The organism is Stenotrophomonas sp. STK16_22 (assembly GCF_051984505.1).
In the GTDB taxonomy this organism is placed as follows: domain Bacteria; phylum Pseudomonadota; class Gammaproteobacteria; order Xanthomonadales; family Xanthomonadaceae; genus Stenotrophomonas; species Stenotrophomonas maltophilia_A.
The window spans coordinates 2966119-2984731 of record NZ_CP196972.1 but is presented as its reverse complement, the minus strand read 5'-3'; the positions used below and the strand labels follow the sequence as shown (position 1 = coordinate 2984731).

Here is an 18613-nt window from a genome sequence, read left to right as displayed (position 1 = left end):
CCGCCACCGAGACCCCATCACGTGAAGGCCAGCAAGTCCGCCACGCTCAACCAGCGTATCCGCAGCGATCTGGAAAGCCGCATCCTCAGCGGAGAGTGGGCGCCGGGCTTCCGTATTCCGTACGAACACGAGCTGATGGAGCAGTACGGCTGCTCGCGGATGACCGTGAACAAGGTGCTGACCGCACTGGCCGAGAGCGGCATGATCGAGCGCCGCCGCCGCGCTGGTTCGTTCGTGGCGCGGCAGCCCCCGCACCTGGAGCAGGTGGCGCTGGAGATTCCCGATATCGCGATGGAAGTGGGCTCGCGTGGCCATCAGTACGCGTATCGCCTGCTGCAGCGCGACCTGCGCCTTGCAGATGCCGGCAATGCCGGTGAAGTCGAGCTGGCCGGCAGCGAAATGCTGCTGGCGATGCGCTGCCTGCACCTGGCCGACGGCCGCCCGCTGGCGCTGGAGCACCGCCTGATCAGCCCGGTGGGCGTGCCCGAGGTGCTGGAGGTCGACTTCAGTACCACCGCGCCGGGCAGCTGGCTGCTGCAGAACGTGTCGTGGACCCGCGCCCAGCACCGCATCAGCGCCTGGGGCGCGGACACCGCCACGGCCAAGCTGCTGGACGTGAAGCCCGGCACCGCTTGTCTGGTGATCGAGCGCCTGACCTGGCGCGGCGAACAGCCGATCACCCGTGTGCGCCAGGTGTTCCTCGGCGATGCCTGGGACCTGGTGGCGCGCTTCGCGCCTGGCGCAAGGTAGGGTCGGCCCCGCTCGGGACACGCTGTCGCCTTGAACTCTGTCGAGGCGTGTGTACGATGTGTATCGTCCCCGTATGAAGAGCAGGGACCTCATCCGGGATCTGGAGGCGGCAGGTTGGACCTGTCGCCGGATTCGCGGATCCCATCATGTATTCGTGCACCCGCAGCACCCCCACATCATCACCGTGCCTCACCCAAGGAAGGATCTGGGGAAGGGCTGGTGCAGGCGTTGCGGAAGCTCGCAGGACTGACGTAGGAGGGCCCATGCGATATCCAGTCTTGATCGAGGCAGGCGATGAGCGCACCGCGTGGGGTGTAGTCGTTCCGGATCTGCCGGGGTGCTTCTCGGCGGCCGACACGCTTGAGGATGCGCTCAGCGCTGCCGAGGAGGCTGCGCTCTCCTGGATTGATGCGGCCCTGGATGACGGGCGCTCGATTCCGACACCTTCCGCGCCACAGAAAATCGCCGCCGAGGCATCCAAGGACATCCGTTGGATTCTTGCGTACATCTGCATTGATCCGGCCCTGCTGGACGACACCATCGAGCGGGTCAATATCAGCCTGCCACGCCGGATCCTGGCGAGGCTGGATGCGCAGGCCAGAGCGGCAGGTGAATCGCGCTCCAGTTACATCGCCCATCTCGCAGCATTGGGCTGAGCGGGCGCCATGTAGAGCCGAGCCCATCTCGGCTGCTGTTGGCGCGATGCGCGATGAGTCGAGCGTGGCTCGACGCTACAGAGGCATCCACGCATGGCGTGGATCTACAGACACCCCAATCAATACGTAGCGCACTGCCGCCAGCGTACGGGCTCATCCACGCCAGGGCGGGCGTTGAGCTGGATGCGCACGTTACGCAGGGCGGGGTAGTGCAGCACTTCCTCGCAGACCTGCGGCCACACCGCGTCCAGCTCGCCGGTACGGTTGATCGCCAGCGTCTGCCGGGTCAGCCAGACACCGCTGGCGATGCCGGGTTTGCCGGCCAAGGCACGGGACAGATCGGCCTGGAAGCGCTCCAGCGTGGCGGCATCCGGGTTGGGATTGCTGCGCGCATCGGTTGAGGGTGTGGCCGGCGCAGGCAGCGTGGCCGGCGGCGTGGTGGCGGGGGCCGGCGCCGGTTCGGGCGCCGCTTCAACCGCAGGCGCAACCGGCGCGGGGGCGCCCGTCTCCTCGGCAACGGGCGGAGCGTCCTGCACATGCAGCCCTTGCAGGCTCAGTCCCACCAGCAGGCCCAGCGTCACCGCGGCGAGCGCGGCTATGGCAATGCGGCGCAGGGCTTCATGGCGGGCACTGGCGCGCACACGGGTTTCGATTTCTGCCGGCAGATAGGGCTGCAGCAACGGCCACAGGCGCGGGCCGTCCAGCACCTCGACGGCCTGCTTCTCGGCGGCGCTGCGGCCGTCGCGTTCGATCCGGCCCTCGGTCAGCAGCACGCCGCCCTTGGCGCCGGCCAGGCGCGCGGCCGCGCCCAGTTCGTTCACCGCGGCGGTGCCGATGCGGTAGGCCAGGCCGTGCTTGCAGGACACCAGCCACTGGTTGGGACCATCGCTGAGCAGGAAGTCGCTGCTCGGCTCGCGGGACTCCTCGGCCGGGTCGTTCAGTTCACGCAGGCCGCGCTGTTCGCGCAGCATGCGTTTGACCAGCACTGAGAATTCGCGCCAGTGCATGCCAGCCAAGGCCTGCAGGCCGAGTTGCATCTCCTTCTGCCGCCGCTTGATCCACCACAGATAGACAACGGCCAGGGAACAGGTAAGCAGGGCCGACAGCAGGGCCAGGATCCAAGGGAGCATGCAGGAGGTGCGCGGAAGGGGCGAATGCGGAGGACGACAGTGTAAAGGTCGTGCCGCATCGCTGGGTCAGGAGGTTCCTGACAGGAAACGTGATGGCGCGCGCAGATCGGTATACGGCGGGCACGAAAAACCCGCCAATCCTGAAGCCGTGAGGGGAGGGAACAAACGGCAGCCGAAGCGATTGGCGGGTTGCTCGCGATTGTCAATCAAAATTTATTGCATTGCAACAATGGTCGGTCAGGGCACGCTGCCTGGCGACTGATGGCTGCCCGGTGCAGGTGCATCAGCGCCCGAGGCGTCGCGATTCTCCAGCTTGGCCAGGCGTGCCTGCAGTGCGTCGATGCGCGCCTCCAGCGCAGTCACCTCGTCGGCGGTGGGCACGTGCAGGCGCTTGAGTACGCCCTGCACCTGGTCGTCGAACGCCTTTTCGACCTTGTTCCAGGTACCGGAAGCCTTCTCGCGGGCCTCGTCCAGCGACGTTTCAACGTTGTCGCGCCAGCCCGGGCCCTGTTCGCCGTTGCGTTCACGGCGGCGGGCTTCCCAGGCTTCGCCTTCCTTCACCAGGCCGTCGAAGAAGCGGCTGCCTTCGGCCTGTGCACGGCCCAGGGCGCCCAGGCCGGCCAACCAGACCTGCTGCGCCGAGTCACTCAGCTTGCGCGAGAAGCGCTCGGCCTGGTCACCGAAAGAGGCGTCGTCGTTGCGGCGGTCGTCGTTCTCGTAGTGGTTCATCGCACTTCCCGTGGGAGTTGGGCCTGCCCCGAGAGTAGCGCGCGCTGGCGTTGCACGGCCGTGATGGCCGCCGCCGGGGTTCAGCCCAGCTTTTCCTTCAGCACGCGCTGGATCTCGCCTTCGACCATGCCCTTCATCGCCGACAGCAGGAAGCCCAGCTTGGCCGTGACGCGCACGGCGCCCGGCTGCAGTTCGATCGCGCCGTCCACGCCACTGCCGGAGAAATTCAGTACGTCGGCAGTCCAGGACGACTTCAGGCCGAAGCGCTCGGACAGCTTGGCGGCGACCTGTTCGATCGCGGCGCGCGCCTGTGCATCGGGCAGGGCGTGGGCGTGGCGGACATCGATGGTGGACATGCAGGCTCCTGGCGCAAAGCGGGGATGATCAATGAGGGCGAGCATTGTGCGCATCGAGGGCCTTCGCGCCAAGCACTCATCGTGGGTTCTTCTTCGTTGGCGACCAACCTGCTAGGCTGCGCCGCGTGCAGAACCTGCTTGTTCACTTCAGCCAACAACAACAGCCCGACCAGCCGCTGCGGCCCGGGGTGCAACGCATCGTGCGCCAGGCCAATGGCAGTGTGAGGCTCGGCGACGCCGGCCACGGAGCCCTGCTGCTGGCACAGTTCTGCGTGGATGATCGCGGCCTCTGGCTGCAGGTCGGCAACGGTATCCGCGGCATTCATGTGAACGGTCGCCCGGTGCGGCGCATGGCGCTGCTGCGTGCGGGCGATGCGGTGTATGTGGACGGCGTGGAAATGGTCCTGCAGGGCGAGGTGGAGAGCCTGCTGCAGGCCCCCGCACCGAACAGCGGTGACGGCACCAATGAGCAGCAGCGCCTGCTGCGCGGTGTCGGTGGCCTGCACCATGGCCGCAGCTTCACGCTGTCGCGGTCCCGCCTGATCGGCCGCGGTGGCGACGCTGACATCGAGATCAATGAGCCGGCCTTCGCCGAACAGCACGCCCGCGTGGAAGTGCATGGCGAGCGCGTGCTGTTGCGTGACCTGGGCAGTGCCGATGGCACACGGGTCAATGGCGTGGCCGTGCGCCACTGCTGGCTGCAGGCAGGCGACCAGGTGGTGTTCGATGGCCAGCACCGGTTCGTGCTGGAAGTGCCGCATGACCCGCGCCGGCGCCCGCTGCCGGATGAAGACGAGTCCAGCCAGGACGCCGAGAAGGCGCCGGTGCTGCCGGCCGCGCCGCGCAAGGTCCGGCGCTGGCCGTGGCTGCTGGTGAGTGCGCTGCTGCTGGCCGCACTGCTCAGCCTGCTTCTCTGGTTCGGCGCGCGCTGATCTGAACCGGCCGTATCCGCTCTGGTAGGTGCCGACCTTGGTCGGCACGCTCCTTCGGCGGGGATGACGCCTGACGGCGTACGCCGACCAAGGTCGGCGACTACCGGGGCATTGCTCCTGGCCTGAGTCCGCTGGATCCGCTCTGGTAGGTGCCGACCTTGGTCGGCACGCTCCTTCGGCGGGGATGACGCCTGACGGCGTACGCCGACCAAGGTCGGCGACTACCGGGGCATTGCTCCTGGCCTGAGTCCGCTGGATCCGCTCTGGTAGGTGCCGACCTTGGTCGGCACGCTCCTTCGGTGGGCATGACGCCTGACGGCGTACGCCGACCAAGGTTGGCGACTACCGGCGCCTTGCTGGCGGCCAATGGATTCCAATGAAACCAAATTTCCCTTGCGCCACAAGGCCGCAAGGCTGGTGCACTGCGGCATACTAGGGGTCTTGCCCCACAGGTGTGACATGACGCGCGCGTTCAACTTCAGTGCCGGCCCTGCGACCTTGCCGGAATCGGTCCTGCGCCAGGCGCAGGCGGAAATGCTGGACTGGCACGGTACCGGTGCCTCGATCGTGGAAATGAGCCATCGCGGTGCGGAGTTCATGTCCGTGGCCGCCGAGGCCGAGGCCGACCTGCGTCGACTGCTCGATATCCCCGAAGACTATGCGGTGCTGTTCCTGTCCGGTGGTGCCACCACCCAGCAGGCGCTGATCCCGCTCAACTTCGCCACCCCCGGCCAGCGTGCCGATTACGTGGTCAGTGGTCACTGGGGCAAGACGGCGGTCAAGCAGGCCGGTGTCTACGTTGATGTCAACATCGCCGCCAGCAGCGAGGCCGATGGTTACCGCACGCTGCCGCCGCGCGCCGACTGGCAGCTGTCGCCCGACGCCGCCTACGTGCACCTCACCGCCAACGAGACCATCCACGGTGTCGAGTTCCGTGATGTACCCGATACCGGAAACGTCCCGCTGATCGCCGACTTCAGTTCGTCCATCGCCAGCGAACCGCTGGATGTGCGCCGCTATGGCGTGATCTACGCCGGCGCTCAGAAGAACCTCGGTCCGGTCGGCATCGCGGTGATGATCATCCGCCGCGATCTGCTGGAGCGCAGCGGCCAGCCGCGGGCGGACATCTTCGATTACCGCTCGCACGTCGCTCGCGACTCGATGCTCAACACGCCGCCCACCTGGAACTGGTATCTGGCCGGCCTGGTGTTCAAGTGGATGCTGGCCGAGGGCGGCGTGGCCGAGTTCGCCAAGCGCAATGCCGCCAAGGCCGCGTTGGTATACGGCGCCATCGATGGTTCCGGGGGCTTCTACCGCAACGAGGTCGCACACCCGGCACGCTCGCGGATGAACATCCCGTTCTTCCTGCCCAATGCCGAGCTTGATGCGCGTTTCGTCGCCGAAGCCAGGGCCGCCGGCCTGCTGGCGCTGAAGGGGCACAAGGTGGTCGGGGGCATCCGCGCCTCGCTGTACAACGCCATGCCGCTGGCCGGGGCCGAGGCGCTGGTCGCCTTCATGGCCGATTTCCAGCAGCGTCACGGTTGAGCAATGAACGGCGCGCACCGTCGGGTGCGTGCCCCGCAACAAGGAACTCCGATGGCAAGCAGCAAATCCAGCAAGAAGGCGCCGAAGAAGGCTGAACCGGCCAAGGACAGCGCGCCCACCAAGGCGAAGGGCAAGGCCAAGGCCGCGTCGAACCCGGCACCCACCCTGGCGCCGCTGGCGCTGGCCGATGTGCGCTCGAAGATCGACCAGATCGACCGCGACATCCAGAGCCTGATCGCCGAGCGCGCCCGCTTCGCCCACCAGGTCGGCAAGGCCAAGGGCAAGCTCGCCGCCGCCGTCGACTACTACCGCCCTGAGCGCGAAGCGCAGGTGCTGCGCATGGTGGTGGACCGCAACGAAGGCCCGCTCAGTGATGAGCTGCTGGTGCATGTCTATCGCGAGATCATGTCGGCCTGCCTGGCCCAGCAGGAGCCGCTGAAGATCGGCTACCTCGGCCCGGAAGGCACCTTCAGCCAGCAGGCCGTGCTCAAGCACTTCGGCCGCTCGGCGCTGGGCCTGCCGATGGCCAGCATCGAAGAAGTGTTCCAGGAAGTGGAAGCGGGCAACGCCGATTTCGGCGTGGTGCCGGTGGAAAATTCGGGGCAGGGCACCATCCAGATCACCCTGGACATGTTCTTGACCTCCAACCTGAAGATCTGTGGCGAGGTGGAACTGCGCGTGCAGCAGTACCTGATGTCGCGCAGCGGCCGCATCGAGGACATCGAGCGCATCTACGCGCATCCGCAGTCGTTCATGCAGACCTCGGCGTGGCTGCGCGCCAACCTGCCCAAGGCCGAGAAGATTCCGGTCTCGAGCAATGCCGAAGGTGCGCGCCGTGCGCGCAACGCCGACGACGCAGCGGCCATCGGTGGCGAGAGTGCCGGCCATGTTTACGGCCTGAAGAAGGTGGTCACCAAGCCGATCCAGAACGACGCCGACAACACCACCCGCTTCCTGGTGGTGGGCCGCAACATCTTCCCGACCTCCGGCCACGACCGCACCTCGGTGCTGGTGTTCATCCACGACAAGCCTGGTGCGCTGTTCGACGTGCTCAGCCCGTTCGCCCGCCACGGCATCAGCATGAACCGCATCGAGTCGCGGCCGTCGCACCACGGCAAGTGGGAATACGGCTTCTTCATCGACCTGGCCGGCCACATCGACGATGCGCCGATGCAGGCCGCGCTGGCCGAACTGGAAGCGCACTCGGCGCAGATCAAGGTGCTGGGCTCCTATCCGGTGGCCGTTCCCTGAGTGCTGCCGCGGCGGCCACGGCCGCCGCTCCCTGATGCATCGCCGGCGCTGCCGGCGTTTACGGAATGATCGAACGATGAGCAACGCGCAACACTGGATCGCCCGCAAGGGCCAGCCGCTGCAGGGCAGCCTGACCATTCCCGGCGACAAGTCGGTCTCGCACCGCTCGGTGATGTTCGCCGCGCTGGCCGATGGCACCTCGCATATCGAAGGTTTCCTGGAAGGCGAGGACACCCGCGCCACTGCGCGCATCTTCGGCCAGCTGGGCGTGCGCATCGAAACCCCCAGCCCGTCGCAGCGCATCGTGCACGGCGTCGGCATCGACGGCCTGAAGGCGCCGGATGCGCCGCTGGACTGCGGCAACGCCGGTACCGGCATGCGCCTGCTGGCCGGCCTGCTGGCGGGCCAGGCGTTCGACTGCACGCTGATCGGCGATGAGTCGCTGTCCGGCCGCCCGATGCGCCGCGTGACCGGCCCGCTGTCGCAGATGGGCGCGAAGATCGACACTGAAAGCGATGGCACGCCGCCGTTGCACGTGCATGGCGGCCAAACGCTGCACGGCATCGACTTCGCCTCGCCGGTGGCCAGCGCGCAGATCAAGTCGGCGGTGCTGCTGGCCGGCCTGTACGCGCAGGGCGAAACCCAGGTGACCGAACCGCACCCGACCCGCGACTACACCGAGCGCATGCTGTCCGCGTTCGGCGTGGACATCGAATTCTCGCCCGGCAAGGCACGCCTGCGTGGTGGCCAGCGCCTGCGCGCGACTGACATCGTGGTGCCGGCGGACTTCTCTTCGGCCGCGTTCTATCTGGTTGCGGCCAGTATCATTCCCGGCTCCGAGCTGCGCCTGAAGCAGGTTGGCCTGAACCCGCGCCGCACCGGCCTGCTGCACGCGCTGCGCCTGATGGGGGCGGACATCACCGAAGAAAATCCGGCCGAGCAGGGCGGTGAGCCGGTGGCGGATCTGGTTGTGCGCTACGCTCAGTTGAAGGGCGCACGCATTCCGGAAGCACTGGTGCCGGACATGATCGACGAGTTCCCGGCGCTGTTCGTGGCCGCTGCGGCCGCCGAAGGCCAGACCGTGGTGAGCGGTGCGGCCGAGCTGCGGGTGAAGGAGTCCGACCGCCTTGCTGCGATGGCCACCGGCCTGCGCGCGCTGGGCATGCAGGTGGATGAAACCGAAGACGGCGCCACCCTGCACGGCGGTGTGCGCCTGGGCAGTGGCACCATCGAAAGCCACGGCGACCATCGCATCGCCATGGCCTTCGCCATCGCCGGCCAGATCAGTGACGGCGAAGTGCGCATCAACGATATCGCCAACGTCGCCACCTCCTTCCCGGACTTCGATGGCCTGGCGCGCAGCGCCGGGTTCAACCTGGCCTGAGCGGCCACGCCCGGCAGATGACGTAACCCGGTGGGTGCCAACCTTGGTTGGCACGCTCACATCACCCGGTAGGTGCCAACCTTGGTTGGCACGCTCACATCACCCGGTAGGTGCCAACCTTGGTTGGCACGCTCACATCACCCGGTAGGTGCCGACCTTGGTCGGCTCGCTCACATCACCCGGTAGGTGCCGACCTTGGTCGGCACGCTCATATCGCCCGGTAGGTGCCAACCTTGGTTGGCACGCTCACCTCACCCGGTAGGTGCCGACCTTGGTCGGCACGCTCATATCGCCCGGTAGGTGCCGACCTTGGTCGGCACGCCTTTCCGCATAAAAAGACGGAGGCCGAAGCCTCCGTCGAAACATCACGAACCCCTCGTCCGCGATCAACGCTGCTCGGTACGGAAATCCACCGGGACCCGCACCACGCTTGCTACTGCGCGGCCGTCATGCACCGCAGGCTGGAACTTCCAGTTCTGCACGGTGTTCAGCACCGCACGGTCCAGGTCGCGGCTGCGCTCGCCGCTGCGCGAAACAATCGCAGCGTTGGCGACATTGCCACGGGTATCGACATTCAGGCTGGCGATCACGCTGCCCTGCACGCCACTGCGCAGTGCGGCAGCGGGGTAGGTGGGCATGCGGTTGCTGGCCAGCGGGCGTGCTTCGCGATTACGTATCGCCGGTGCGGCCTTGTGCTGGCTGGGGGCAGGGGCAGCCTGGCGCGTTGCAGGTGTTGCTGCATCAGTCACCGCAGCTTGCTCAGGGGCGGGCAACATGCGCTCACCGACCGGTGCCGGCGCCACATCCTCCTGGTTGGAATGGCGCAGCCACAGCAGGGCGGCCGCAAACATCGCCACAATCAGCGCGATCCACATCCAGGGCGACGTGGGCTTGTGCTGCACGCTCGAATCCTGCTGCAGCTGCGGCGAATGAAGGTCTTCGTGGGTGGTGGCAGTCATCGCAAACTCCTTCCGTCAACTGACGACGTGGGAAGTGTTGCCCGAGCCATGGACGGGAAGTGTCAGCGCTGCGTCAACGCCACCGGCAGGGTTCAGTTTGCCTGCCGGGAAGCGTTCAGTTACTGCGTCTTGAAGTCGAACGGTACTTCAATGCTGCCGGGCACGGCCTGGCCATTGCTCTGTGCCGGGGTGAAACGCCAGCGGCGCACCGCGTCGGTGGCGGCACGGTCGAGGTCGCGTGAACCACTGCGCTGGATCACCGTGGCGTTGTTGGGATAGCCGGTGGCGTCCACGTCCACGCGTACCACCACGGTGCCGGTTTCCCCGGCGCGCAGGGCGGCGGCGGGGTACGACGGCGGCGGCGACTGGCCGGCAATCGGCATCGGCTGGCTGTTGCTGGTCGCAGCCGGCGCAGCGCCCGGGGCGGCCGGGGCCGGCTCGGCGATCGGGGCGGGTGGCGGCGGAGCGGTTTCGACCAGCTTCGGCGCTTCTTCCTCCACCGGTGCCGGCTTGGCGTCAGGCATGTCGCTGGAACCGGCCGCAGCGGCCAAGGGTTCCGGCAGGGGCTCGACCTGGGCGGTTTCCTGCGGGGTCTGTGCGGCCGGGTCGGCGCGGAAGAACTCCTTGTCACGGCCGGTCAGCCAGACCAGCACGAACAGCAGCACGCCCACGCCGAAGGCGATGCCGGCGATCTTCAGGGCGTTGCGCGGGATATGCACAGTGAACGACTTGGCGGACGACGAGCGGGGTGCAGACATGGACCGGACCAGTACGGAATAGCCCGATTCTGCCACGCCGGGAATGAACCGGGCGGCAGAAATCCGTATAACAAGCGATAATCCCATCCCTGATACCCACCACGACACCTGCCATGCTTGATCCAGCCCTGCTCCGCCACCAGCCCGCCGACCTCGCCGAACGCCTGCGCACCAGCCGCGGCTTCGAGCTCGACGTGTCTGCCCTGGAGTCCCTGGAGGCTGATCGCAAGCGCATCCAGGTGCGGACCCAGGAGCTGCAGAGCCTGCGCAACAGCCGTTCCAAGGCCATCGGCCAGGCCAAGGCGAAGGGCGAGGACGTCTCGGCCATCATGGCCGAGGTCGCCGCCTTCGCCGACGAGCTGAAGGCTTCGGAAGTGGCGTTGGACGAGCTGCGCGAGAAGATCGATGCCATTTCGATGGGCATTCCGAACCTGCCGGCCGATGACGTGCCGGCCGGTGCCGACGAGAACGACAATGTCGAGCAGGCGCGCTGGGGCACCCCGCGCCAGTTCGATTTCAAGGTGCTCGATCACGTCGAGCTGGGCGCCCGCAATGGCTGGCTGGACGGCGAGACCGCCGCCAAGCTGTCCGGCTCGCGCTTCACTGTGCTGCGTGGCCCGATCGCGCGCCTGCACCGTGCGCTGGCCCAGTTCATGGTCGACCTGCACACCGGTGAGCACGGCTACGAGGAAACCAACGTGCCGCTGCTGGTCAACGCCGATTCGCTGCGCGGCACCAGCCAGCTGCCGAAGTTCGAGGACGACCTGTTCAAGACCGCCGTGGGCGATTCCACGCGCTACCTGATCCCGACCTCGGAAGTACCGCTGACCAACATCGTGCGCGATGAGATCGTCGATGCCGAGCGCCTGCCGCTGCGCATGACCGCCCACTCGATGTGCTTCCGTGCCGAGGCCGGCAGCGGTGGCCGCGACGTGCGCGGCATGATCCGCCAGCACCAGTTCGAGAAGGTCGAGCTGGTCTCGATCAGCCGCCCGGAAGACAGCGACGCCGAACACCAGCGCATGACCCGTTGCGCCGAAGTGGTGCTGGAAAAGCTGGGCCTGCCGTACCGCAAGGTGCTGCTGTGCACCGGCGACATGGGCTTCTCGGCGGTGAAGACCTACGACCTGGAAGTCTGGCTGCCGTCGCAGGAGACCTACCGCGAGATCTCCTCGTGCTCGAACTGTGGTGACTTCCAGGCCCGCCGCATGCAGGCCCGCTGGCGCAACCCGGCCACCGGCAAGCCGGAACTGGCGCATACCCTGAACGGTTCGGGCGTGGCGGTGGGCCGCGCGATGATCGCGGTGATGGAGAACTACCAGAACGCCGACGGCAGCATCACCGTGCCGGAGGCCCTGCGCCCGTACATGGGTGGCCTGGAAACCATCGGCTGATAGCCTGATGGGGTGGGGTGGGTGCCATGCTTGCATGGCACTTGCTCTGGCTCTGGTGGGTGCCATGCTTGCATGGCACTGCTCTGGATCTGGTGGGTGCCATGCTTGCATGGCACTGCTGCGGCTCTGGTGGGTGCCATGCTTGCATGGCACTGCTGCGGCTCTGGTGGGTGCCATGCTTGCATGGCACCGTATCCACGCATGGCGTGGATCTACAATGCGGGCTACATCCACGCCATGCGTGGATGAGCCACCGTGATCACTCCACAACCCGCACCTTCTCCAACGGCACCCAGCCCGGTTCGCCCGTCTCCGGCACGCACCACGCCCAGCCATTGAGCGTGCGCTCGCCACGCAGCAGCTGCCCGGGATCCACATCCAGTTCGCGCGCACAGTAGTCTTCCGTGGCAAATGCGCCACCCTGCGCGTCGCGGCCGATCACCGGCGCGGGCACGAATCCCGGCTGCTGGCCCTCTGCCTCGCACAGGAACCAGTCTTCCCAGCCTTCAGGCCCTTCATAACGTTCGCCCACCACCAGCGCCTGGCCACGGCGCAGGGTGATCGGGTGCGGAAATTCGCTGCGGTGTGCAGTGGTCACGATGTAATTCATCGCCCCAGCCTAACGTTCTGGTGAGCGTCGCGCATGGCAGCGTATCCACGCGCACGCGCGGTAGAGCCACGCCACGCGTGGATGACATAGCGCTCAGTCCATACGCCACAAAAAAACGGCCCCGCAAAGCGGGGCCGCCAGGGGGGGCCGGGATGGGGGAGGGGATCCCGGCCCGCGTTCAGCGCCCAGACGAGGAGAGAGTGGCGCCGAACGCTGGAACGCATTACGCCGCGGCGGCCTCGGCCGCTTCGTGCGACGGCAGCGCAGCCAGTGCGCCGGCAATGGCGTCTTCGCGGTGCTGCGGCGAGTAGGCGATGCCTTCGGCGCGTACGAACTCGACATCGTTGATGCCCCAGAAGGCAAACGTCTGGCGCAGGAACGGCTCCTGGAAGTCCGCGGGCGAATCGGTGTAGATGCCGCCACGGCTGCTGGCGATGATCACCCGCTTGCCACCGGCCAGGCCGACCGGGCCGTTCTCGGTGTACTTGAAGGTGCGCCCGGCCACGGCCACGCGGTCGATCCAGGCCTTCAGGGTGGACGGAATGCTGAAGTTGTACATCGGCGCGCCGATCACCACGATGTCGGCCGCCAGGAACTGCTCGAGTACCTGTTCAGCATCGGCGGCTTCGGCAGCGTCGGTTTTGGCAAGCGATCCGCTGCGCAGATGCGGTACCGGATTGGCGTCAAGATCGCGATAATCAACCTGCAGGCCGTCGATCTGCTGAGTGAACTGGGCCACCACGGCGGCGGTCAGGTGGCGGGAGACGGAGTTGTCGCCAAGCACGCTGGCGTCGATGTGCAGAAGCTTCATGGCAGTACCTATGTTCGGGAGAGGTGGCGGACTTGCCGCCGACGGAGAGAACGATAGGTTGTTGCAAAGGCGGGATAAAGGTGGTTGAATGCCACGTATTGTTCTAGATATGGAACTCGGGCATGCATGACCTGAATGATCTGTACTACTTCGCGATGGTGGTCGACCATGGCGGATTCGCCGCCGCCGAGCGCGCACTGGGTATCCCCAAGTCGCGCCTGAGCCGCCGCATCAGCCAGCTGGAAACCGATCTGGGCGTTCGCCTGCTGCAGCGCTCCACGCGTCGTTTCGCCGTCACCGATGTCGGCACCAGCGTGCACCGCCACGCGCAGACGATGCTGGCCGAGGCACAGGCCGCACGCGAAGTGGTGGACCGCCTCAGCGCGGAACCGCGCGGCGTGGTGCGCGCCAGCGTGCCGGTGTCGCTGGCGCAGATGCAGCTGCCCAAGCTGCTGCCCAAGTTCCTCGAGCAGTATCCGAAGGTGCGGCTGCAGCTGAACATCAGCAACCGCCGCGTGGACATCATCAATGAAGGCTACGACGTGGCCCTGCGCGTGCGCTCGCGCCTGGACGACGATGGCAGCCTGGTGATGCGCAGCTTCGGACAGGTGCAGGAACTGCTGGTGGCCAGCCCGAAGTACCTGGATCGCGCCGGCCGGCCGAAGGATCCTGAAGAGCTGACCCAGCACGTCACCCTAAGCATCAGCGAAGACGAAGCACGCCAGCGCTGGGAGCTGCATGGCCCGGAAGGCGAAGTGCGCCGGGTCGACCTGCAGCCGCGCGTGGCCGGCTTCGACTTCCCGCTGCTGCAGAGCATGGTGAAGGACGGCTTCGGCATCACCATGCTGCCGGAAACCGTGTGCGCCGATGCCGTGCGCAACGGCGAGCTGGAAGTGGTGCTGCCGGACTGGTCGCTGCCGCAGGGCGTGTGTCACGCCGTGTTCGCCTCGCGCCGCGGCCTGCTGCCGGCGGTGCGCGTGTTCATCGACTTCCTGGCCGAGCACTTGCCGCCGCAGCTGGAGGCCTCGCGCCTGGATTGCGGTGGCGCCTGTGAAAAGGCCAAGGAGCGGATCAAGGCCAGTGCGCTGGGCGCGTTGGCAGTGGATGCGGGCTGAGGCACCTGGCCGCAACTGCACCGCCGATCTGTGAAACGGTAGCGCCGGGCCATGCCCGGCGTTGCTGCTTTCCGGCCCAGGTCAGTTCCGGCCGAACAGCCGGTCCCAGAAGCTGCGCCGCGGCGGTGCGGCTGGCCTGGGCTCGGCAATGACTGGCGCTTCCAGCACCGCCATCAGTTCCGCGCTGCGTGGCTTCTTCAGGAAGCGGGCGTAGTCCATGTAGCTGGTCACCTTGCTCATGTGCAGGCGCTCCGGCATTGCCGGCAACGCGCCACCCTGCAGCAGCACCCGCAGTGCCTGTGGACGGTCCAGGCGGATCGCCTCGAACAGGGCGGTGCCGCCGCAACCGGGTTCGATCTGGTTGGCGCGTTGTGGCGCATCCTTCAACAGCTCTCGCAGCGCATCCGGGTCGTCGCGGTCCACGGCGGCAACCAGCCGTGCCAGCGCTTCAGCTTCTTCGGGTGGAAGACTGTCGCGATAGGCCTGGTCGGCGATCTCGCGCTCGTCGCGCCCGTCACCGCCCTGGATGCACAGGAAGTCGGTGACCAGGGCGACCGGAATGCCGGAGGTATCCAGCGCCCAGTAGCTCGGATAGACGCCGTCGCCCCAGCCGCTGGTGAATACGACCAGGCCGTGTGGAGAGTCCTCGCCCCAGGGGCGGTACTCGGCGCCTTCATCCAGGCCGTCATGGTCGATCAGCGCATCCGACCATTCGCTGTCTTCGTCGCCATCGGTCTGTTCGATCAGGGCCAGCAGTGCCTGCTGAGTGTTGGTATCCATGAAGCAGCCGATGCCGGCGTCGACCGGATAGCCAATGAAGCTGTCCTCATCCAGTCCAGTGAGGTCCTGCGTGGTCCAGCGTGCCATCTGCCAGTGCAGGGCAGACGCAGTGAGGGCTTCGCGGGGCTTGAACCAGACCACGGCCAGCGCCGGGCGGCCGCTGTGCACGATGATCTCGACCGGATGCCGGCCCAGCGGGGCGGTGTAGTCGGCCAGCGCGGGCGCCTCGGCCTGGACCAGCGGATCGCAGACCACCAGATGCCCACTGCTGACCGGCAGGTGCCCGGCGAAAGTGCGGTGCAGGGCCACTGCGGCCAGCTGGGTGTCGTCCAGCAGGGTGGTGCGCAGGTTGGCCAGATCGAGATGGGCCATGGGGGCTCCGATTGCAGTGAAGACCCCACCGTGCCGGATGCGAAGGGCGGGGGCAAGGGTGGTCTTGGGCAAATGCTCTTCACGTGCGAGAATACGCCGCTGCCCGGGCGACCGGGACCCGATTGGAGAGATGGCCGAGCGGTTTAAGGCACCGGTCTTGAAAACCGGCGAAGGGTTAAACCTTCCGTGGGTTCGAATCCCACTCTCTCCGCCAATCCTTAGTAAGTGTTTGTTTGTAAACGACATTTTTTAGGGACTTGAAGGGCGGCTTGGGGCACAAATCGGGGCACAACTCCGATGCGGTTACCAAGCTATCTCACTCGCTCTTCCACTGGTCGTTACCAGTTTCGCATGCGCGTTCCGACGGACATGCGCGGCATCGTCGGCAAACCTTTCGTCAAGCATCCCTTGGGCATCCACCTGTATAGCGCAAGAGTGGCTGCCTTGGCCATCGCGCAGCGTTATGCTCAAGCATTCGATGCCATCAGGGATGGGTGCATGACCAAGAAGGGACTCACGGTTGAGGATGTTCTCCGCAGCGTCGCGGAGAACGGCTCCAGGCGTTATGAAATTGACTTGCCGGGCTTCCGTCTTCGGACCACGGATGCGGCCGACCATGCTCGAGCAATGGAGGCGTTGGAAGAAATCGGCAAGTTCCACTTCCGTGATGCGGGTGCAGTTCCGGCGGCGGCTGGGCCAAACCCGTTGGAATCAGCGGCGGCGCAGCCCCTGCCAGCTGAGACGATCAGCCTCATCGATGCGAAGCGAATCTGGCAGGACAAAGTCGCCGCCGAGGACATCGAGGTCAAAACGGTCGGCATCAAACTGCTTCCCGTGACAGAGCTGATCGAGTTCTTGGGCGCCGAGCGCGAGCTGCATACCATCACGCGGCCTGAGATGGCCCGCTTCTACGACCATTTGGCCAAGCGCGGGTTAACGCGTTCTACACTCAACAATCGCCAGAGCTACCTCGCAGGAAAGAGAGGATTCTTCACTTGGGCAATGGCTTCAGGCTATGTGCTCAAGGGAGACAATGTCGCCGCAGGTCACGTCAGCGTTTCGATGGCGGAGAAGCGCAAGCGCAGGAAGTTTGGCTTCCAGGCCTTTACCTTGGATCAGGTTCATCAACTCTTCGCGCCCGATAGCTTCAAGCAGCTTTCAACGGGAGCGCGCTGGGCGGCTTTGTTGGGCCTGTATACGGGAGCCCGGGCGGGTGAGGTGGGGCAGCTGTTCACCCTCGACGTCAAGGAGGAGGAGGGGATCCCGTGCATACGGTTTACCGATGAGGGGGAGGATCAGCGGTTGAAGACCGATGTTTCCAATCGGGTCGTCCCGTTGCATCCCGACCTGATCAAGCTCGGTTTCTTGGACTACGTCGCCGAACGAAGGGAGAGCGGGGACTGGCGATTGTTTCCGCAGGCTGACAGTAAGGCGAAGAATGGTGCGGGGAACTGGATATCGAAGGCGTTCAGCTACTACCTCCAAAAGCACAGTGGTGGGTGGCCGAAAGCGAAGCGTGGTTTCCATAGTCTCCGAAAGACCGTGATTCAGGAGATGCAGGGCAGCGGTGTGGCCTCTGAGATGCGAGCCCAAATCGTCGGCCACGAATTGGACGACGAACACCACGCGACTTACAGCAGGCCCTTTACGGTGAGTGAGAAGCTCAACGGTGCCGGAGGAACGCCAGCTTTGGGTGTCCTAGATTACGGAATCGACCTGGAGGCGCTGCGCACCCTGCCGGCGCGCAAGGTCGGGCGGCGCAGCAGCAATGCTGCCGCGCGCTCTTCAAAGGTCGGCCGTAAGGGGAGCGAGCCGAACTAATGGCCCTCACTGCCGCCGATGCCTACCGACGAGCCATCGACCGCTTTCTCGGCAAACTCTCTGGCTCCGAAACCGTGGGCCAGATGGAGAAGAAGGTTGCAGACCATCTGCGCCTAGCGAAGTTGCGCCCCACGGTGGACGTGGAGCTGAGCTTCAATGAGGCCGCTGGGGTGTTGGCAATCAGCACGGCTCAACTGCACCACCTCTTGAAGGAGCACGCCCCGTCGGGGACGTTGTTCATGGTGAAGGGGGCGCGCAAGCGCTCGACCACCCTCACCCTGTTGATGGCCTGGGCTGCCGAACTCAATGCGAAGGGCCTCTGGAAACCGTTGAGCGAACGGGGTGTGACGATCAATACACTCCTTACTGCCGAACTGCCGTTTCTGGTGGCCAAAGGGCCCAAGGCTAAGCAGTTCTTCCTGGAGCCACTGACTGACCAACCGATCACCGATGCGGTAATTCGCCAGCTCCAAGCATTCGGCGCGCAGATCGGGCTTGGGATTCGGGTCTGCACACTGACCGAGGCATTCGCCCAGCCATGGCAGAACCCTGACGTCAAGCGCCAGTGGGTGGACGCATTCAACAACGCAGCCCAAGCCCAGGCCAGCCGCCTGCGGGACCTTGCTCAGCAGCTCGACGCCTCGCGAGCTAGGGTGATCGAACAAGCGCTCGACGAGCGTTTGAACCAAACCGCCCAACACACGCTAGCACTCAAGAGAAAGCGCGTCTAAGCAGTGCCTGAATCGGATTGGAAGCCTCCAATGTCCGTATTTTGGGTGGCGCTGAATTTGGATGATTACTCCAACGTCCCGGTGGTCGGAGCGATGGAGCAAAAAGATGGGCCTTGATATGTATGGGGGGAAGATCCGCAAGGAGGAGACGTCGTGCGAGGGACAGGTGTTCTTTCAGTGGCGATGCCATCCCAACCTCCACGGCTGGATGTTCGGGCTGCACAGTGCACGGACGGGGTGCTCTAACCCGTTTGAGTTCAACATGGTTCGCGTGTTTCTCGGAGCGGCAGACCTCGACGCATTGGAGCAGGCTGTCCTCGATGAGCGGCTGCCCCACACGGTGGGCTTTTTCTTCGATGAATTGGATCCCGATCAAGCTGAAGAAGATCTGGACTTCATTGCGCAGGCCCGCGCATTGATCAACGACGGTTGGGACGTGTTCTACAACTCTTGGTGGTAACCCGCCGCCAGCAGCGCCTCTCGGGCTGGTTCAAGCCCAACTCCCAAAACCCATTCCTTCAACGCGGCA

20 protein-coding genes and 1 tRNA gene are annotated in these 18613 nt (G+C 65.8%); 13 read left to right on the top strand and 8 right to left on the bottom strand.

All coding sequences use genetic code 11. The features are described from left to right. Positions 1 to 21: 21 nt before the first annotated feature. From hutC to ACSYAO_RS14015, 3 genes are all read left to right on the top strand, one after another. The gene (hutC, locus tag ACSYAO_RS14025) at positions 22 to 750 is read left to right on the top strand and encodes a histidine utilization repressor (protein WP_049422110.1); all 729 of its coding nucleotides are present in this window, start codon (positions 22 to 24) and stop codon (positions 748 to 750) included. Positions 751 to 823: 73 nt separating this feature from the next. Then, complete coding sequence (locus ACSYAO_RS14020) at positions 824 to 1000, top strand: type II toxin-antitoxin system HicA family toxin (RefSeq protein WP_223224646.1); 177 nt, start codon at positions 824 to 826, stop codon at positions 998 to 1000. 13 nt (positions 1001 to 1013) lie between these two features. Further along, positions 1014 to 1406 (top strand): type II toxin-antitoxin system HicB family antitoxin, encoded by a 393-nt coding sequence (locus tag ACSYAO_RS14015; protein WP_049463201.1) that lies wholly within the window; start codon positions 1014 to 1016, stop codon positions 1404 to 1406. Between the two features lie 119 nt (positions 1407 to 1525). Here ACSYAO_RS14015 and ACSYAO_RS14010 read toward each other — a convergent pair whose 3' ends face one another. The 3 genes from ACSYAO_RS14010 to ACSYAO_RS14000 form a co-directional block, all read right to left on the bottom strand. Further along, a complete protein-coding gene (locus ACSYAO_RS14010) occupies positions 1526 to 2536 on the bottom strand; it encodes a restriction endonuclease (RefSeq protein WP_049463202.1) in 1011 nt (336 codons plus the stop codon). 237 nt (positions 2537 to 2773) lie between these two features. Beyond that, positions 2774 to 3265 (bottom strand): phasin family protein, encoded by a 492-nt coding sequence (locus tag ACSYAO_RS14005; protein ID WP_049399651.1) that lies wholly within the window; start codon positions 3263 to 3265, stop codon positions 2774 to 2776. Positions 3266 to 3345: 80 nt separating this feature from the next. After that, entirely contained in the window at positions 3346 to 3621 is a 276-nt protein-coding gene (locus ACSYAO_RS14000) for a polyhydroxyalkanoic acid system family protein (protein WP_005417302.1), read from the bottom strand. 125 nt (positions 3622 to 3746) lie between these two features. On the opposite strand from ACSYAO_RS14000, the gene ACSYAO_RS13995 reads away from it, so the two are divergent. From ACSYAO_RS13995 to aroA, 4 genes are all read left to right on the top strand, one after another. Further along, a complete protein-coding gene (locus ACSYAO_RS13995; protein WP_049463203.1) occupies positions 3747 to 4553 on the top strand; it encodes an FHA domain-containing protein in 807 nt (268 codons plus the stop codon). Positions 4554 to 5012: 459 nt separating this feature from the next. Continuing rightward, the gene (gene serC / locus ACSYAO_RS13990) at positions 5013 to 6098 is read left to right on the top strand and encodes a 3-phosphoserine/phosphohydroxythreonine transaminase (RefSeq protein WP_049462576.1); all 1086 of its coding nucleotides are present in this window, start codon (positions 5013 to 5015) and stop codon (positions 6096 to 6098) included. Positions 6099 to 6149: 51 nt separating this feature from the next. Continuing rightward, positions 6150 to 7349: a prephenate dehydratase gene (pheA, locus tag ACSYAO_RS13985; RefSeq protein ID WP_014037689.1), complete on the top strand. Its 1200-nt coding sequence runs from the start codon at positions 6150 to 6152 to the stop codon at positions 7347 to 7349. Positions 7350 to 7425: 76 nt separating this feature from the next. After that, positions 7426 to 8733: a 3-phosphoshikimate 1-carboxyvinyltransferase gene (aroA, locus tag ACSYAO_RS13980; RefSeq protein WP_049462575.1), complete on the top strand. Its 1308-nt coding sequence runs from the start codon at positions 7426 to 7428 to the stop codon at positions 8731 to 8733. Between the two features lie 386 nt (positions 8734 to 9119). Here the strand turns inward: aroA and ACSYAO_RS13975 are convergent, their stop codons facing one another. Beyond that, positions 9120 to 9692, bottom strand: coding sequence for an energy transducer TonB (locus ACSYAO_RS13975; protein ID WP_049462705.1), 573 nt, complete (start codon positions 9690 to 9692; stop codon positions 9120 to 9122). 119 nt (positions 9693 to 9811) lie between these two features. Beyond that, positions 9812 to 10450, bottom strand: a complete 639-nt coding sequence (locus ACSYAO_RS13970) for an energy transducer TonB (RefSeq protein WP_049399657.1) — start codon at positions 10448 to 10450, stop codon at positions 9812 to 9814. 113 nt (positions 10451 to 10563) lie between these two features. Between ACSYAO_RS13970 and serS the strand changes: the two genes are divergently transcribed. After that, positions 10564 to 11844 carry a serine--tRNA ligase gene (serS, locus tag ACSYAO_RS13965; protein WP_032129791.1) on the top strand — a complete coding sequence of 427 codons (1281 nt, stop codon included), beginning with the start codon at positions 10564 to 10566 and terminating at the stop codon, positions 11842 to 11844. A 259-nt stretch (positions 11845 to 12103) separates the two neighbouring features. Here serS and ACSYAO_RS13960 read toward each other — a convergent pair whose 3' ends face one another. Together ACSYAO_RS13960 and ACSYAO_RS13955 are read right to left on the bottom strand one after the other, a co-directional pair. Further along, on the bottom strand, positions 12104 to 12454 hold the full coding sequence (locus tag ACSYAO_RS13960; protein WP_049460795.1) for a variant SH3 domain-containing protein: 351 nt from the start codon (positions 12452 to 12454) through the stop codon (positions 12104 to 12106). 223 nt (positions 12455 to 12677) lie between these two features. Continuing rightward, on the bottom strand, positions 12678 to 13265 hold the full coding sequence (locus tag ACSYAO_RS13955) for an FMN-dependent NADH-azoreductase (RefSeq protein ID WP_149908594.1): 588 nt from the start codon (positions 13263 to 13265) through the stop codon (positions 12678 to 12680). A gap of 122 nt (positions 13266 to 13387) precedes the next feature. Between ACSYAO_RS13955 and ACSYAO_RS13950 the strand changes: the two genes are divergently transcribed. After that, on the top strand, positions 13388 to 14380 hold the full coding sequence (locus ACSYAO_RS13950; RefSeq protein WP_005410175.1) for a LysR family transcriptional regulator: 993 nt from the start codon (positions 13388 to 13390) through the stop codon (positions 14378 to 14380). Between the two features lie 81 nt (positions 14381 to 14461). Here ACSYAO_RS13950 and ACSYAO_RS13945 read toward each other — a convergent pair whose 3' ends face one another. Continuing rightward, positions 14462 to 15532: a DUF4241 domain-containing protein gene (locus ACSYAO_RS13945; protein ID WP_149908593.1), complete on the bottom strand. Its 1071-nt coding sequence runs from the start codon at positions 15530 to 15532 to the stop codon at positions 14462 to 14464. A 124-nt stretch (positions 15533 to 15656) separates the two neighbouring features. On the opposite strand from ACSYAO_RS13945, the gene ACSYAO_RS13940 reads away from it, so the two are divergent. The 4 genes from ACSYAO_RS13940 to ACSYAO_RS13925 all read left to right on the top strand — a co-directional run bounded on the left by ACSYAO_RS13940 (position 15657) and on the right by ACSYAO_RS13925 (position 18544). After that, positions 15657 to 15746: transfer RNA gene (locus ACSYAO_RS13940), tRNA-Ser, on the top strand. A 137-nt stretch (positions 15747 to 15883) separates the two neighbouring features. Next, positions 15884 to 17353, top strand: a complete 1470-nt coding sequence (locus ACSYAO_RS13935) for a site-specific integrase (RefSeq protein WP_065428842.1) — start codon at positions 15884 to 15886, stop codon at positions 17351 to 17353. Then, a complete protein-coding gene (locus tag ACSYAO_RS13930) occupies positions 17353 to 18084 on the top strand; it encodes a hypothetical protein (RefSeq protein ID WP_049460804.1) in 732 nt (243 codons plus the stop codon). Before ACSYAO_RS13935 ends, ACSYAO_RS13930 begins: the two co-directional genes overlap by 1 nt. A 106-nt stretch (positions 18085 to 18190) precedes the next feature. Beyond that, a complete protein-coding gene (locus ACSYAO_RS13925; protein ID WP_440565785.1) occupies positions 18191 to 18544 on the top strand; it encodes a hypothetical protein in 354 nt (117 codons plus the stop codon). The last annotated feature ends 69 nt before the right edge of the window (positions 18545 to 18613 follow it).

Excerpts from the sequence above, each read along its gene's own strand:
- ACSYAO_RS14020 (WP_223224646.1), top strand. The coding sequence starts at position 824 with ATGAAGAGCAGGGACCTCATCCGGGATCTGGAGGCGGCAGGTTGGACC.
- ACSYAO_RS14015 (WP_049463201.1), top strand. The coding sequence starts at position 1,014 with ATGCGATATCCAGTCTTGATCGAGGCAGGCGATGAGCGCACCGCGTGG.
- ACSYAO_RS14010 (WP_049463202.1), bottom strand. The coding sequence starts at position 2,536 with ATGCTCCCTTGGATCCTGGCCCTGCTGTCGGCCCTGCTTACCTGTTCC.
- ACSYAO_RS14005 (WP_049399651.1), bottom strand. The coding sequence starts at position 3,265 with ATGAACCACTACGAGAACGACGACCGCCGCAACGACGACGCCTCTTTC.
- ACSYAO_RS14000 (WP_005417302.1), bottom strand. The coding sequence starts at position 3,621 with ATGTCCACCATCGATGTCCGCCACGCCCACGCCCTGCCCGATGCACAG.
- serC (WP_049462576.1), top strand. The coding sequence starts at position 5,013 with ATGACGCGCGCGTTCAACTTCAGTGCCGGCCCTGCGACCTTGCCGGAA.
- pheA (WP_014037689.1), top strand. The coding sequence starts at position 6,150 with ATGGCAAGCAGCAAATCCAGCAAGAAGGCGCCGAAGAAGGCTGAACCG.
- aroA (WP_049462575.1), top strand. The coding sequence starts at position 7,426 with ATGAGCAACGCGCAACACTGGATCGCCCGCAAGGGCCAGCCGCTGCAG.
- ACSYAO_RS13975 (WP_049462705.1), bottom strand. The coding sequence starts at position 9,692 with ATGACTGCCACCACCCACGAAGACCTTCATTCGCCGCAGCTGCAGCAG.
- ACSYAO_RS13970 (WP_049399657.1), bottom strand. The coding sequence starts at position 10,450 with ATGTCTGCACCCCGCTCGTCGTCCGCCAAGTCGTTCACTGTGCATATC.
- serS (WP_032129791.1), top strand. The coding sequence starts at position 10,564 with ATGCTTGATCCAGCCCTGCTCCGCCACCAGCCCGCCGACCTCGCCGAA.
- ACSYAO_RS13960 (WP_049460795.1), bottom strand. The coding sequence starts at position 12,454 with ATGAATTACATCGTGACCACTGCACACCGCAGCGAATTTCCGCACCCG.
- ACSYAO_RS13955 (WP_149908594.1), bottom strand. The coding sequence starts at position 13,265 with ATGAAGCTTCTGCACATCGACGCCAGCGTGCTTGGCGACAACTCCGTC.
- ACSYAO_RS13950 (WP_005410175.1), top strand. The coding sequence starts at position 13,388 with ATGCATGACCTGAATGATCTGTACTACTTCGCGATGGTGGTCGACCAT.
- ACSYAO_RS13945 (WP_149908593.1), bottom strand. The coding sequence starts at position 15,532 with ATGGCCCATCTCGATCTGGCCAACCTGCGCACCACCCTGCTGGACGAC.
- ACSYAO_RS13935 (WP_065428842.1), top strand. The coding sequence starts at position 15,884 with ATGCGCGTTCCGACGGACATGCGCGGCATCGTCGGCAAACCTTTCGTC.
- ACSYAO_RS13930 (WP_049460804.1), top strand. The coding sequence starts at position 17,353 with ATGGCCCTCACTGCCGCCGATGCCTACCGACGAGCCATCGACCGCTTT.
- ACSYAO_RS13925 (WP_440565785.1), top strand. The coding sequence starts at position 18,191 with ATGGGCCTTGATATGTATGGGGGGAAGATCCGCAAGGAGGAGACGTCG.